General features: G+C 71.6%; 10 protein-coding genes. 7 read left to right on the top strand and 3 right to left on the bottom strand.

All coding sequences use genetic code 11. The features are described from left to right. Nucleotides 1-19: 19 nt before the first annotated feature. From glgC to P1V51_11120, 4 genes are all read left to right on the top strand, one after another. Nucleotides 20-1,267: a glucose-1-phosphate adenylyltransferase gene (glgC, locus tag P1V51_11135; GenBank protein MDF1563590.1), complete on the top strand. Its 1,248-nt coding sequence runs from the start codon at nt 20-22 to the stop codon at nt 1,265-1,267. Beyond that, nucleotides 1,267-2,640: a glycogen synthase gene (locus P1V51_11130; GenBank protein MDF1563589.1), complete on the top strand. Its 1,374-nt coding sequence runs from the start codon at nt 1,267-1,269 to the stop codon at nt 2,638-2,640. Before glgC ends, P1V51_11130 begins: the two co-directional genes overlap by 1 nt. A 78-nt stretch (nt 2,641-2,718) precedes the next feature. Next, complete coding sequence (locus P1V51_11125) at nt 2,719-5,097, top strand: IgGFc-binding protein (GenBank protein MDF1563588.1); 2,379 nt, start codon at nt 2,719-2,721, stop codon at nt 5,095-5,097. 4 nt (nt 5,098-5,101) lie between these two features. Then, a complete protein-coding gene (locus tag P1V51_11120; GenBank protein MDF1563587.1) occupies nt 5,102-6,040 on the top strand; it encodes a TraB/GumN family protein in 939 nt (312 codons plus the stop codon). 8 nt (nt 6,041-6,048) lie between these two features. On the opposite strand, the gene P1V51_11115 is transcribed toward P1V51_11120, so the two are convergent. Next, entirely contained in the window at nt 6,049-7,305 is a 1,257-nt protein-coding gene (locus tag P1V51_11115; protein MDF1563586.1) for a hypothetical protein, read from the bottom strand. Between the two features lie 124 nt (nt 7,306-7,429). Between P1V51_11115 and P1V51_11110 the strand changes: the two genes are divergently transcribed. The 3 genes from P1V51_11110 (at nt 7,430) to P1V51_11100 (ending at nt 9,978) form a co-directional block, all read left to right on the top strand. Further along, a complete protein-coding gene (locus P1V51_11110; protein ID MDF1563585.1) occupies nt 7,430-7,891 on the top strand; it encodes a hypothetical protein in 462 nt (153 codons plus the stop codon). Then, nucleotides 7,891-9,390: a GMC family oxidoreductase gene (locus P1V51_11105; GenBank protein MDF1563584.1), complete on the top strand. Its 1,500-nt coding sequence runs from the start codon at nt 7,891-7,893 to the stop codon at nt 9,388-9,390. Before P1V51_11110 ends, P1V51_11105 begins: the two co-directional genes overlap by 1 nt. A 72-nt stretch (nt 9,391-9,462) precedes the next feature. Beyond that, nucleotides 9,463-9,978 carry a hypothetical protein gene (locus P1V51_11100; GenBank protein MDF1563583.1) on the top strand — a complete coding sequence of 172 codons (516 nt, stop codon included), beginning with the start codon at nt 9,463-9,465 and terminating at the stop codon, nt 9,976-9,978. A 49-nt stretch (nt 9,979-10,027) separates the two neighbouring features. Here P1V51_11100 and P1V51_11095 read toward each other — a convergent pair whose 3' ends face one another. Both P1V51_11095 and P1V51_11090 read right to left on the bottom strand, forming a co-directional pair. After that, a complete protein-coding gene (locus tag P1V51_11095; GenBank protein MDF1563582.1) occupies nt 10,028-12,427 on the bottom strand; it encodes a MopE-related protein in 2,400 nt (799 codons plus the stop codon). Beyond that, nucleotides 12,428-14,401, bottom strand: coding sequence for a hypothetical protein (locus tag P1V51_11090; protein MDF1563581.1), 1,974 nt, complete (start codon nt 14,399-14,401; stop codon nt 12,428-12,430). Nucleotide 14,402 lies beyond the last annotated feature (1 nt).

Here is a 14,402-nt window from a genome sequence, read left to right as displayed (position 1 = left end):
GGGGACGAAGGGAGGGAAGATGCCCAGCTCCGGACGTGTCCTCGGAATGATCCTGGCCGGCGGTCACGGCTCCCGGCTCGAGCCGCTGACCAGCCGGCGCGCCAAGCCGGCCGTCCCCTTCGGCTCGAAGTACCGGATCATCGACTTCATCCTGAACAACTTCGTGAACTCGCAGATCTTCTCGATCTACGTGCTCACGCAGTTCCGGGCCCAGTCGCTCACCCGCCACATCCAGCGCTACTGGCGCTTCGGCACCTTCCTCGACTCGCACTTCATCGAGCTCGCCCCGGCCCAGATGTTCCGCTACGAGGAGCTCGGCGCTGTCTGGTACCGCGGCACCGCCGACGCCATCTACCAGAACCAGCACCTCATCGAGGATCAGCAGCCGGAGGTGGTGGCGATCTTCGGCGGCGACCACATCTTCAAGATGAACGTCCGCCACATGGTGGACTACCACCGCCAGCACCGGGCCGACCTGACCATCGCCGGCTACACCGTGCCCATCGAGGAGGCCAGCCGCTTCGGCGTGCTGCAGGTGGACGAGAACTGGAACCTGACCGGCTTCCAGGAGAAGCCCGAGAACCCCACCCCCATCCCGGGTCACCCCGACCGGGCCCTGATCTCGATGGGAAACTACCTCTTCCGCACCGAGGCCCTGCACGAGATGCTCGAGCAGGACAGCCAGGAGGAGGACTCCTCCCACGACTTCGGCAAGGACGTGATCCCGCGCTCCCTGCGCGAGGGCTACGGCATCCGGGTCTACGACTTCATGCGCAACCCCATCCCCGGCCAGGAGGGTCCCAACGACTACTGGCGCGACGTGGGGACCCTCGACGCCTACTACGAGGCCAACATGGACATCGTGCAGGTGGTGCCCGAGTTCGACCTCTTCAACGAGCAGTGGCCCCTGCGGACGGCCAACACCTTCTCGCCCCCCACCAAGTTCGTCCACGAGTCGGGCGACCGCATGGGCCAGGCCTTCAACAGCCTCCTCTCCGGGGGCTCGATCATCAGCGGGGGCACCGTCCGGCGGAGCGTCCTGGGGCGCCGCTGCCGGGTGAACTCCTACGCCGAGGTCGATCACGCCGTCCTCTTCGACTGCGTCGAGGTCGGGCGCGGCTCGAAGCTGAAGAACTGCATCGTCGAGAAGCAGGTCATCGTTCCCCCCGAGACCCGCATCGGCTGGGATCTGGAGGAGGACCTCGCCCGCGGCTTCAAGGTCACCGAGAACGGGATCACCGTCGTCCCCGAACACCCCCGATTCTGATGCGCATCGCCTTCGTCTCCTCCGAGGCCGTCCCCTTCTCCAAGGTGGGAGGCCTCGCCGACGTGGTCGGCAGCCTGCCGCCGGTGCTGGCGGACGAACACAACGACCTGACCATCTACCTGCCGGGCCGCGGCCGGGAGGGCGGCAAGGTCATCGGCGAGCGCACCTTCAGCTGGAAGGGCCAGGAGGAGAAGGTCGAGGTCCGCCGCCTGGAGCGGGAGGGCGTGCGCTACCGCTTCGTCGATCTCCCCGACTTCCGGGGCCGCCCGGTCTACGAGGGCGACGCCGCGGACCTCGTGCGCTACACCCGCTACTGCCTCGCGGTGGACGCCGACCTGCGCCACCGGCCGGCCCAGGTCGTGCACCTCCACGACTGGCCCACCGCGCTGATCGCCGTGCTGCTCAAGAACCGCCGCTCCCGGGTGCAGTGCGTCTTCACCATCCACAACCTGGCCTACCAGGGCTTCTGGGAGGCCGACGCCTTCTACGAGGCCACCGGCCTGCCGCGCTCCCTCCACACCCCCGAGGGCCTGGAGTTCTTCGGCAAGGTGAACCTGCTCAAGGGCGCCCTCGTCTTCGCCGACGCCATCACCACCGTGAGCCCCACCTACGCCCGGGAGATCCAGTCCCGGGCGCGGGGCGAGGGGCTCGACGGCGTGTTGCGGCACCACGGCGGCAAGCTCACCGGCGTGCTGAACGGCATCGACACCCGCTACTGGGATCCCGCCACCGACCCCCACCTGCCGGCGAACTACGAGAGCATCGACGACCCCGGGAAGCAGGCCTGCCGGGTGGCCCTGGGGCGGGAGCTGCACCTCTCCGGCCCCATCCTGGGCGTGATCAGCCGCCTCTTCTGGCAGAAGGGCATCGACATCGTCCTGGACGCCCTGCCCCGCCTGCTCGAGATGGGCTACGACCTCTGCATCCTCGGCAGCGGCGAGCCGGTCCTGGAGCGGCAGTGCCAGGCCGCCGCCGACAACTACCCCGGCAGGGTCGTCTTCCGGCGGGGCTACGACGAGCCCCTGGCCCACCGGATCTACGCCGGGGCCGAGGCCTTCCTCATGCCCTCCCGCTGGGAGCCCTGCGGCCTCTCCCAGCTCATCGCCATGCGCTACGGCACCGTGCCGGTGGTGCGGGCGACCGGCGGACTCTTCGACACGGTGATCGACGGGCAGACCGGCATCCGCTTCGAGTGCGCCCACCCCGAGGGGCTGATCGCCGGCCTCTCTCGCCTGGCCCACGGCCCCCTGAAGCGCGACGTCATCGGTGCCGCCGGGATGAAGCGCGAGGTCGGCTGGAGGCGCGCCGCCCAGGCCTACCGACGCATCTACGGCATCGAGGACCAGCCGCTCCTGGTCGACGGCGCGGCGTGACGGATCGCCCCCTCCGCCGGTAGGATGCGCCCTTCTTCGGGGGCCCAGGGGCCCCCGCTGCTTCGAAGAGGTGCACCCATGCGCAAGCTCCCGATCCGGACGACCCTCCCCCTCCTCTCCCTCCTCCTCGGCCTCACCCTGCTCCTGCCGGGCTGCCCGAAGGAGGACGACGACGGGGGTGGCGGCTCCGACGGTAGCGTCAGCGACGGCGGGGGGAGCGACGGCGGCGGCTGCGCCTCGGATCTGGACTGCAACGGCGGCACCTGCGACCTGCTCACCGGCACCTGCTCCTACCCCGACGGTGGCGTCACCGACGGCGGCGACACCGACGGCGGGACGGGCGACGGCGGCGCGCAGATCTGCACCCCCAACGACTCCCGCTGCAACCAGGACGGCGTCACCCTCGAGGTCTGCGCCCCCGACGGCACCCGCTGGCGCTCGGCGGCCTGCCCCTCGCAGGTCCCGGCCTGCTTCGCCGGGGACTGCGTGGTCTGCGCCCCGGGGATGGGCGACTGCAACGGCGACACGGCCATGACCTGCCGCGCGGACGGCTCGGGCTGGGACAGCGAGGACTGCGCGGCGGCCGGCGGCAGCTGCAGCGGCGGCGTCTGCCTGCTCTGCCCGGCCGGCGCCACCCGCTGCGCGGACACCGCCACCCTCCAGACCTGCAACTCCACCGGCACCGCCTGGCTCGACTCCGACTGCGGCACCACCAACGTCTGCGACGCCAGCAGCGGCAGCTGCATCCCCATCTCCTGCACCACCGGCGTCGTCGGCTGTCAGGGTGAGCGCCTGGTGGAGTGCAACGCCACCGGCGACGGCTTCGACCTCATCGAGGACTGCGCCGCCACGGGCGCCACCTGCCGCACCGACCAGTGCGTGAACCTCTGCGCCGAGGCCGTGCAGAACGACTCCTACATCGGCTGCGAGTACTGGCCGGTGGTGCTCTCGAACTCCGCCCTGGCCGACCGCTTCCGCAGCGACTTCGCCGTCGTCCTGGCCAACCCGAACGTGGGCACCACCGCCGACGTCGCGGTCTTCGCCCCGGGCAGCGCCACCCCGGTGCTCACTGCGCAGGTCGCGGGCGGCACCCTCGAGACCCTGCGCCTGCCCTGGAACGCCCTCGACGCCGTCAGCGGGGGCGCCTCCACCAGCGCCCGCGGCGCCATCGCCTACAAGCTGACCAGCAGCGTCCCGGTGACCGCCTACCAGTTCAACCCCCTGGCCTCGAACCTCCCCAGCGGCTGCACCCAGGACAGCGACTGCCCCGGCTACACCGCCCTCGATCCGGGCTCGGGCTGCCTCGCGGGCGCGGCGCCTCGCTCCTGCGGCTACGACGACTACTCCTACACCAACGACGCCTCCCTCCTCTTGCCCGCCCACATCCTGGGCGACGCGGCCACCGGCACCAGCGGCTACATGGCCGTCTCACCGCCCCACGAGTACTCCAGCAGCGCGCTCTCGGGGGACTACGACATGCCCGCCTACGTGGCCATCGTCGGCACCCAGGACGCCACCACCGTGACCTTCACCTCGGCCGGCGCCACCGCCGCGGGCGGCGGGCTCTCGACCCTCGACCCGGGCGGCCAGACCACCCTCTCCCTCGACGCGGGAGACGTGGTGCAGATCGCCACCCGCCAGTACGGCACCCCCGAGGAGACCTCGGTCTTCCTGGGGCCGACCTTCCGCCGCTACCTCGAGGCCGACCTGACCGGCTCGGTGATCACCTCGGACAAGCCCATCGCGGTCTACAGCGGCGCCGACTGCGCCTACGTCCCCTACAACAAGCAGGCCTGCGACCACCTCGAGCAGCAGCTCTTCCCCTTCTCCAAGTGGGGCACCTCCTACGTCGCGGCCCACTCCGAATACCCGAACAACACCAGCGTCGGAGACGTGTGGCGGATCGTGGCCGGCGCGGACGCCACCCAGATCGTCGTGACCCCAGCCTCCGTCCATGCCCCCGTCACCCTCGCCCGGGGCGAGTTCCTCGAGATCACCACCACCCAGGACTTCGTCGTGCAGAGCCAGGACCTCGACCACCCGATCATGGTGGTGCAGTACTTCGTGGGCATCGAGACCGTCCTGCCGCTCCTGGCCGACCCCAGCGACAAGAGCAACGTCGGCGACCCCTCGATGGTGCTGGCCATCCCGACCCAGCAGTTCCGGGACGCCTACACCTTCACCACCCCGGACACCATCGCCCGGGACTTCGTGAGCGTGGTCCGCCCCACCGGCGCCACCGTCACCCTCGACGCCGTCCCGATGAACACCACCTGGAGCCCCATCGCCGGCACCAGCTGGGAGGTCGGCCGCATCGAGATCCAGGACGGCACCCACCGGCTCCAGGCCGACCAGCCCGTCGGCCTCTCGGTCTACGGCTTCGACTGGTCGGTATCCTACGGCTACCCGGGCGGCCTCGACCTGCGCTCCATCGTCATCATCAACCCGGGTGGCTGATCCCATGCTTCGAAACGCACTCCTCGCCCTGACCCTCGCCGCGCTCCTCGCTCCGGCGGGGGCCCTCCACGCCGAGGGCCCGGCGCCGGCCGGCAAGGCCGCCGCGAAGCCGGCGAAGGCCGGGGCCGCGAGCGGCCCGCACTTCCTCTGGACCGTGAAGGGCAAGGAGGGCGGCGAGCTGACCCTCCTGGGCTCGGTGCACCTCGGCGACCCCTCGCTCTATCCGCTGCCCGCGGCGATGGAGAAGCGCTTCGAGGCCGCCGAGGTCGTGGCGGTGGAGGCGGACGTGGACGGCGTCGACCCGGCGACCACCCAGTCGCTCCTCCTCTCCGAGGGGATGCTCACCGACGGCTCCTCCCTCTCCGACCACCTCCCCCCCGAGACCTACAGCGCTGTCACCCAGAGCGCCGCGAAGGCCGGGATGACCATGCTGGCCCTCGACCGCATGAAGCCCTGGCTGGCCGCGGTCACCCTCATGGGCGTCGTCCTCCAGAAGGCCGGCATCACCGGCAAGTACGGGGTCGAGCGCTACTTCCTCAAGAAGGCCCGGGGTGAGAAGCCCATCGTCGAGCTCGAGGGCGTCCTCGCCCAGCTGAAGCTCTTCGCCTCCTTCGACGAGAAGGAGCAGGCGGCCTTCCTCTCCTACACCCTCGAGGACCTGAGCCTGCTCACCGAGGAGACCCAGAAGCTGCTCGCGGCCTGGAAGGCCGGCGATCTGGCCTACATGGTGAAGCTCCTCGACGAGATCCGCGAGGGCGAGGACACCCGCGCCATCTACGACGTACTCTTCCTGCACCGCAACGAGCGGATGACCGAGAAGCTCGACGGCTACCTGAAGAGCGGCAAGCGGCACTTCGTCATCGTCGGCGCCGCCCACCTCGTGGGCGACGACGGCCTGCCGTCCATGATGAAGAAGCGCGGGCACACCGTCACCCGCCACTGATCGGCCTCCTAGGGCTGGATGCCGATCGCCCCGAGGGTGAGCGGCGGGCTGCCCGCGTCGAGGGCCACCCGGCCGTGGTCGGTGAGGGTCCCGTCGGCCTCGTGCTGGAAGGCGTGCAGGTGCTGGTACTCGGCCACCAGGATCCGGCCGGCGAGGCTCCCCCGCTCGATCATGACCGAGCCCTGGGGGAGCTGACCCCCGAGGTTGCCGCCAGGGGCGAGGCCCTCGTGGGCGAAGGCGCCGTCGGCCTGCGTCGCATCCCAGGTCAGGGAGTGCAGGGCCTCGCCGAAGGAGGCGAGCACCGCGATCCGTCCTCCCGAGGGGGAGGGGTGGATGCCGGTGGGGTCCTCGATGAAGGCCGGCGGCTGGGGCACCGCGGGCAGCGCCGTCAGGAGTCCGTCGGTGCCGAAGCGGGCGATCCCGACGCGGTGGCCGGTGCCCAGCATGTTGTTGTCCGCCATCAACACGAAGCGCTCGTCGGGGGTGAGGGCCAGGGCCGAGGCCCAGCAGCCCTCGTCACCGAAGAGGTCGATCGACTGGATCAGCGCCGGCGGTGAGACGGAGAGGTCGATGTGGAAGAGGTCGGCGTCGTCGTACACGGCGTTCACGGCGCCGCCCCCGACCAGGGCCTCGTCCCGGCCGGGCAAGAGGTGCATCTGCCCCAGGCTGCGGCCCTCCATGATGCGCCCGACGTAGGTGACGCTGTCGTCGGCGCCGATGGCCAGCTCGTGGATGCCCCCGCCGTGCTCCTCCCACTGGAAGTCGATCGTCCAGGCTCGCTCGCCCCGGTGCCCCATCACCACCTGGTTCGGATACCCCACGTCCAGGGCGGTGTGGATCACCGTCGGGGTGCCGTCGGCGTCCAGCTTGAAGACCCCGACGCCGCCGGTGAGCAGCGGGGCGATGCCGATCTCCCCGTCGGGGGTGAAGGCGACCTCGCCCTCGGAGGCCCGGCCCATCTGGAAGGTGCGGGTGGTGCCGGTGATCGTGCCGTCGGTGTCCACCGTGAAGACATGCCAGACGTTCGAGTCGGCGCCCGCCGCGTCGCGGGGGTGCGAGACCACGCCGTAGCGCAGGCGATCGGCGGGGAGGTACTCGCGCCCGCTCGTGCCCCCGTCGCTGCCGCCGTCCGTCCCGGCGTCCCCGCTCCCACCGTCGGTGCCGGCGTCGCCCCCGTCCGGGGGCAGGTAGATGTCTCCGGGACCGCAGGCGGCCAGCAGGAGGGTCGAGAGCAGGAAGGCGGCGGCGGGGGTCGGACTGCGCATGGGGCCTTGTAGAGGCCCGGAGGGGCCCTGTCACGGGCCGAGATCTTTTCCCCTTGATCTCCTCGACACGGTGCGTTATCAACACCCCTAATTGGTCAGACCAATAATCCAGGAGGGCCGGACGATGCGAGGATTCGAGGAGCGCTGGGCAGTCGCGACGCTGGGGAGCTTCGCCCCCGAGAGGGCCGAGCCGGCCACGGGCCTGCTCGCCCCGAGGCCCGGGGAGGTCGACTACCTCGCCGCCCTCGAGGCGATGATGGCCGGCAGCAACCGCCTGGCCCGCTTCGGCCTGCGCCTGGCCCTCTGGCTGGTCGCCCTCTCCCCTCTCTGGGCCCAGCGCCGCCTGAAGACCATCGCCGGCCTCGAGGGGTGGCAGCGCACCGAGCTGCTCCACCGGCTGCTGGAGCACCCGGTCTACCTGGTGCGCGAGCTCTGCCTCCTGCTGAAGGTCGTCACCTGCATGGCGCTGCTCCAGCCCGGGCCGGTGCGCGAGCGGACCGACTACGACACCAGCGAGGAGACGGCCCTGCCGAGGGTGCCGGTCGCCGAGCTCCCCGCCGCGAACACGGATCAGGAGGTGGCGTGATGAAGACCCACAGCTTGCTGGACGAGGTCGACTTCGTCGTCGTGGGCACGGGCCCCGGCGGCGCCACCGCCGCCAAGGTGCTCTCGGAAGCGGGCCACTCGGTGGCCATGCTGGAGGAAGGGCCCAGTCTCGATCCGAGGAGCCGGCCGACGGCGATGATCCCGGCGATGAACGACACCTTCCGGGAGGCGGGCACCTCGGTGGCCCACGGCGCCTTCCCCATCCCGGTGATCCAGGGCCGCCTGGTCGGCGGCGGCAGCGCCATCAACTCCGGCATCATCTGGCGCCTGCCCGAGCACATCGTCCGCCACTGGAAGGACGAGTACGGGCTGGGCTGGCTCCTCGAGGAGGAGGCCCTCACGCGGATCTACGAGACCATCGAGGAGGACCTGGGCTGCGCCCCCACCCCCCGCGAGGTCCTGGGCGGCAACTCGCTGGCCCTGGAGCGAGGCGCCAAGGCGCTGGGCCACGAGGGGCACCCGACCGTCCGCAACACCCCGGGCTGCACCGGCGCGGCCACCTGCCTGCAGGGCTGCCCCTCGGCCTCGCGCCGGAGCATGGACGTCTCCTACGTGCCGCGGGCCCTGAAGTACGGCGCGCGCCTCCACGCGCTGTGCCGGGTGGAGAAGATCCACTTCGAGGCCGGCCGGGCCGTGGGCGTCTCGGGCCACCACGTCGACGCGGTGACCCGGAGGCCCACCCGCCCCTTCGAGGTGCGTGCCCGCAAGGGCGTCGTCGTCTCCGGCGGCGCCGTCCAGACCCCGGTGCTCCTGCGCCGCAGCGGCCTCGGCGGCCTCGTGGGCGACCGCTTCCAGGCCCACCCCGGCGGCCCGGTCCTCGGCCGCTTCGAGGAGCCGATCCGGATGGTCTTCGGGGCCACCCAGGGCTACCAGGTCCCCTTCTTCGAGGAGGGCTTCAAGCTCGAGAGCCTCTCCCTGCCCCCCGAGATGCTCGGCGCCCGCCTCCCCGGCGCCGGCGAGGCCTGGCAGGAGCGCCTCGCCCACATGGACCGCTACGCCCAGTGGGCGGTGATGGTCCGGATGCGGGCCATGGGCACCGTGCGCCCGGGCCGCACCAGCGCCCGCATCAAGTACCAGCCCCTGCCCGAGGACCTCGAGCGCATGCGCCAGGGGGTCGTGATGGCCAGCAAGATGATGTTCGCCGCCGGGGCGAAGGAGGTCTACCATGGCATGGCCGGACGGCCGGAGATCCTGCGCAGCGCGGACGAGGTGCGCCTCCTCGAGGAGGGGACGGTGCGGCCCAAGGACTTCCACCTCGTCGCGACACATCTCTTCGGCACGGCCTGCGCCGGCTCGGATCCAGGACGGTCGGTCGTGTCGCCGACGCTGGAGGTGCATGATCGCCGGGGCCTCCACGTCATGGACGCCTCGATCTTCCCGACCACCGTCGGGGTGAACCCGCAGCACACCATCATGGCCCTCTGCTACCGCGCCGCCGAGCGCCTGGCCGAGGACGCGAAGGTCTCCAGGGCGGCCTAGCTTCGAGCTCATCCGCGATCCGAGCTGATGAGAGGGGCCCCCATGGCCCACTCCGGGGGGGACTCTCCTTGCTTGTCCTCCTCGTTCCTGTCGACCTGGAACTCGGCGGGCGGCTTCAGCGGCGCCTCGTACCTCACCGACGGCATGAAGAGCGATGACATCGCCGCGAACGTGGGCAGCTCGGTGGTCGAGGGCATCAAGGGCACCGCGCCGGCCTCGGCCTCCGGTGCCAGCTACGACCTCTTCAAGGCGACCTATCTGGAGCTGTTCGGCGAGGAGGCCGGCATCTTCGCCGAGAACTACTACGACGCCGCCATGCTGATCGGGCTGGCCATGGCCAAGGCGAAGCAGAACGACGGCACCGCCCTCCGCGACGCGCTGCGAGAGGTCGCCAGCGCGCCGGGCACCGTGAACGGCGTGGGCGAGTTCCAGAAGGGCCTCGACGCCCTCGCGGCGGGTGAGGCCGTCAACTACGAGGGCGCCTCGGGTCCCTGCGACTTCGACGCCAGCGACGACGTCAGCGGCCCGGTCGAGATCTGGCAGTTCGCCGGCGGCACCACCACCCAGGTCCGGGTGGTCGCCCCCTAGCGCTCCCGGGCGACGGTCGGCGCAGGCTGACCGGGACGGCCAGGCCGTCTCAGGGACCCGGCGGCGAGGGGCAGCCCTCGGCGCCGGTCTCCCGCGCCCCGAGGTCGGGCGCGGCGCCCGCGTGGAGGCCATCCTGGGGACCGTTCAGGTCGTAGCCGAGGTCGACGCCCTGGTCGACGAGGCCCACCTCACCCGGGCAGAAGGCGTTCGCGGCGGTGGGGTCCGTGGTCTCGAGGTAGGCGGGAGCGAGATCGTGGCTCCAGAACGAGCCCGCCGGGAGACACGCACAGGCGGCGCAGACGCTGCCCGAGCAGGCGCCGAGCGCGTTGGCCACCTGTCCGTTGCCCCAGACGGGGCCGACGGGCAGAGGTCCAACGCAGGCCGCGCTGGTATCGAAGGTGGCCAGCTTGTTGAACTCGAGCGCCGCTCCGGTGTTGTCGGTGATGAGGTTGCCGCGCATGCAGAGGTTGCTGGCGCCGACGCCGGCGCTCAGGAAGGTCACCCCGCTCGTGTTGAAGGCGATGGTGTTGTGATCGATGACGGTGGCGTCCGGGGACTCCCGCAGCTGGATCGCGGCGCAGGCGTTGTTCACGATCAGGTTGTCGGCGATCACGTTGCCGTCGGGCTTCACCCCGCCCCCGTCGAAGTCGATCACCACCCCGGCCCGCCCGCCCGAGGGGGGGCCGAGGCAACCGTGGAGGATGGAGTCGATGACTCGATTGCCCGCACCGGTCAGCTTCACTCCCTCGTCGGAGAAGCCGCTGGCCTGGACGCCGCTGAGGGTGGAAAAGCTACCCTCGACATGGAACCCGGTGGCTCCGCTGCTGACCCGCAGATCGCGAAGCGTGGAGCCGTCTCCCGAGATCAGCACGCCGACGGTGGCGTCGACGATGTCGAGGCCCTCGAGGTGGCAGCCATCATCGTCGATCTGCACGCCTGGCGAGCCGCCGGTCACGGTGATCCGCCGGCCCCCGATGGTGCGCAGATCGAGACAGGACCCGTCGGCCGAGCTGATCACCAGCGGACCGGCCACCAAGGCGGCATAGTCGACCAGGATGTGTTCGTAGCCCGGGGTCGAGTTGGCGGTGGCGATGGCGTCCTCGAGAGAGGTGGTGGCTCCATCGGCGATCACGCAGGAGCTGGCAGGATCGAGGGGGTCCGAGCCGCAGAAGAGCTCCATGCAGTCGGAGACCGCCGGGACGTCGCCGTCGGTGTTGGTGGTGCAGGAGGTGGTGCAGGTCGCCACCTGATCGTCGCAGTCGTCCGGGTTGTCCGCCTCGCCCGCCGAGGCGTTGCTGCAGTCGGTGTCGGTGTCGTCCACCTCGACGGTGGTCCCGAAGCCGTCCCCGTCCAGATCCTGGTAGCAGCGCTCGCGGCCGTCACAGTCTTGATCCACTCCGTCGGCGACGAGCTCCGCCGCCCCGGGATGAACCGTGTCGTCGGAGTCCAGGCAGTCCCCCCCGATCGTGACCACCGCTGGCCCGCTGTTCGTGCAGTCCAGATCGTCGTCGGGAAGGGGGACCAGCCCTCCGTAGGTGTCCCCGTCGCCATCGTGGTAACAGGCGTCGACTCCGTCGCAGTCCTGATCGATGCCGTCGGCGGCGACCTCGGGGGCGCCCGGGTGGATCTCCCGCACCGCGTCATCACAGTCGCCCCCCTCCTCCACGTAGCCGGCGGGCGCCGCGCAGGCCCAGCGGCGCCGGGCGTCGTCCCCGAAGCCGTCGACGTCCGTGTCGGCGAGGAAGGGGATGCAGGTGCAGCTCCCGGGGCAGGTGACCGCGAAGTGGTTGCTCTCGGTGCTGGCGCTGCCGGCGGTGACCGTGAGCGTGTCGTCGGCGATGGGGTCGACGATGGTCAGGCTGCCGCTCCAGACTCCCCCGACGAAGGGGGAGAGGGTGGTCGGGGAGAGGGTGCCGGTGCGGTCCACCACCGCCGCCCCACCGGTGAAGTCGGTGAGGAGGGCTCCGCTCGCGTCGACGGCGCGCACCACCACGTCGAAGGGGGTGTCGGTGAAGACGTCCGGGATGGGATCGATCTCGAAGTGGTCGATCCGATCGGCGGCCCCGAGCACCCGGAACGCGTCCTCGAGCCGGCCCTCCTGGCCCCGTCCGTCGATGACCCGGAGGGGATGGAGGCCGGCGGGGACCGTCTCCGGAACGACCGCCTCGACCGCGCCTTCGCCGACCAGGCGCACCTCCTCGAGGGCGGTGTCGCCGAGGTAGAGCTCGAGGCCCGCTCCGACGCTCGGATCCGGGTAGTCGACCTCCAGGCGGACCGCCTCGAACTCGCCCCGGACGACCACGGTGGTCCGGACCCCCTCCGGCCCGCTCGTCGGCGTGATGGAGAGCGAGGCCGGAGGGCCGGGGATCTCGTCGGCGCAGGCGCCAGCCAGCGTGGAGCAGAGGAGGAGCCCGAGGAGGGCGAGAGGCGAGCGCCGCCAGGACTTCATCTAGAGCACCCCCCACTCGTAGCCGAGCGCCAGCGACACCGACCAGCCCGGCCCCGAGAGCTCCGGATCGCGGATCCACAGCCCCCGTCCCATCGCCTGCAGGAGGAGGCCCGAGCGCTCCAGCCCGATCGAGAGCTCCGCGGCCGGTGCGAGCCCCCGCACGATGGTCGGCGCGTAGGAGGGCACTCCGCTCCTCGCCTCCCAGCCCACCAGCGCGGCGCTCCCCGTGGCGTGCAGCTTCATCCCGGCCGGCAAGCGGCGGATCATCATCCGGAGACCAGCGGTGCCGGTCACCATCTGCCAGCGGACCCTCGCCTCCAGCGCGGAGCCCGGCGCGACCAGCTCGAGGCCGCTCACCGCCAGGCGGTTGAAGCGGTACTCGGCCGCACCCACCAGCGCCAGGGCGTAGCCGCTGCCCCGCAGCCACCAGGAGGCCTCGAGGCCCCCGGACGGGTAGAGGGCGCCGTCGTAGCCCAGGGCGAGGCGCGCCCCGAGGCGAGCCCGCTTCGGCGGTGCCCGGAGCGCCAGCGTCCGGGGCGCACCGTGCTCACCGTGCTCGCTGGCCGCCCGCAGGGTCATCGAGGTCCGCCCCGGCGCAGCGACGAGGCGCGTCCGGTAGCCCCCTTCCCCGGCGGTCTCCAGCTCGATCTTCTGTCCCTCGCCGTCGACGAGCCAGAGCCCTCCCCCGGTGAAGGGCGCGCCGCTGGCGTCCCGCGCGTCGACCACCACCTCGAAGGAGGATCGACCATCGGCGAAGGGCTTGGCGGGATCGGTCTGGATCGAGATCGAGGAGGGCCAGGGTGGCGGCGCCACCGGCACCTCCAGGGAGGCCTCGAGGGGCTCCCGCCCGCTCAGCAGGACCCGGACCGCGACCCGCGAGCGGCCACCTTCGGGCCAGACCTCCGGCCCCCCGAGGCGGACCCGGTAGACGCCGGGCTCACCCTCCTCGACCGAGAGGAGCCGCGCGCCGCCGGGTCGAACCTCCAGGCGAAGGCCATCCACCCCGTTGCCGTAGCGGTCCTTCACCGAGATCGCGAGCTCGACCTCGCTCGCCCCGTCGGCGACCAGCCCCCCGGGCAGCTCCCCGAAGGTGATGATGCTCGGCTCGCCGGGGCCGAAGCGGACGGTGGCCGTGTCGGCGTTGACCGCGTCTCCCTTGACCCATGCGCGCAGCCGCAGCCTCGCCCGCTTCTCGTCCCGGCGGGGAACGAAGCGGAAGAGGTACCATCCCCCCTCCTGGCCCAGGCGCTCGATGCGGCCCGAGGGCGCCTTCACCTGCACGGGCGCGGACCGCCGGCCGGGTCGCTCCTCGTCGAGGTAGGCCATCACCCGGACCTCGGAGTTCCCGCCGGGCACCACCCGGTCGGGCACCGCGAGGAGGATCAGGCGGCTGTAGGGAGGCACCCCCACGTCGATCCGCTGCCGTCGGCGAGAGCGTCCCTTCTTGATCTCCACCATCACCGAGGCGAGCCCGGGAGGGACGACGATGGGGATGGTCGCGACGCCACTGCCGCGGGTCACCTCGGGGCCGAAGCGCTGCTCGCCGACGATGGCGGTCACCCTCGCGCCCCGCCTCGCTCGTACGGTGATGGAGGTCTTCGCGAAGAGGCGGATGCGGTGGATGGGCACCTTCACCTCGGGCCGGGTCTGCCACCAGATCGCCACCAGGACCACCTGGGGGAAGTGCTTCCGGGGGAGGTGGAAGACGCCCCGGTACTGCCCCTCCCCGACCCGCTCCACCGGACCGAAGGAGCCCACGTTCGCCGTGAGCTTCGGCGCCTCGCGAGGATCGTCGAGCTCGGCGGGGACGCCGACCGAGACGGTCAGCTCCTGCGCAGCCTCGCCGAGGATGATGGGGCCTTCGTGCTCGACCCGGAAGGTGATGGCCTCCTCCGCGCCCGCCCGGGCGAGGCCCGGCGTGAGCAGCAGCCCGAGGGCGCCGAGGAGGCGCGCCAGGGTGCGAGACCGGTTCATG

It is taken from the genome of Deltaproteobacteria bacterium, from assembly GCA_029210625.1.
In the GTDB taxonomy this organism is placed as follows: domain Bacteria; phylum Myxococcota; class Myxococcia; order SLRQ01; family SLRQ01; genus JARGFU01.
Note: the sequence above shows the minus strand (reverse complement) of the source record. Positions and strands in the feature narration are given on the sequence as shown.

Excerpts from the sequence above, each read along its gene's own strand:
- glgC (MDF1563590.1), top strand. The coding sequence starts at position 20 with ATGCCCAGCTCCGGACGTGTCCTCGGAATGATCCTGGCCGGCGGTCAC.
- P1V51_11130 (MDF1563589.1), top strand. The coding sequence starts at position 1,267 with ATGCGCATCGCCTTCGTCTCCTCCGAGGCCGTCCCCTTCTCCAAGGTG.
- P1V51_11125 (MDF1563588.1), top strand. The coding sequence starts at position 2,719 with ATGCGCAAGCTCCCGATCCGGACGACCCTCCCCCTCCTCTCCCTCCTC.
- P1V51_11120 (MDF1563587.1), top strand. The coding sequence starts at position 5,102 with ATGCTTCGAAACGCACTCCTCGCCCTGACCCTCGCCGCGCTCCTCGCT.
- P1V51_11115 (MDF1563586.1), bottom strand. The coding sequence starts at position 7,305 with ATGCGCAGTCCGACCCCCGCCGCCGCCTTCCTGCTCTCGACCCTCCTG.
- P1V51_11110 (MDF1563585.1), top strand. The coding sequence starts at position 7,430 with ATGCGAGGATTCGAGGAGCGCTGGGCAGTCGCGACGCTGGGGAGCTTC.
- P1V51_11105 (MDF1563584.1), top strand. The coding sequence starts at position 7,891 with ATGAAGACCCACAGCTTGCTGGACGAGGTCGACTTCGTCGTCGTGGGC.
- P1V51_11095 (MDF1563582.1), bottom strand. The coding sequence starts at position 12,427 with ATGAAGTCCTGGCGGCGCTCGCCTCTCGCCCTCCTCGGGCTCCTCCTC.
- P1V51_11090 (MDF1563581.1), bottom strand. The coding sequence starts at position 14,401 with ATGAACCGGTCTCGCACCCTGGCGCGCCTCCTCGGCGCCCTCGGGCTG.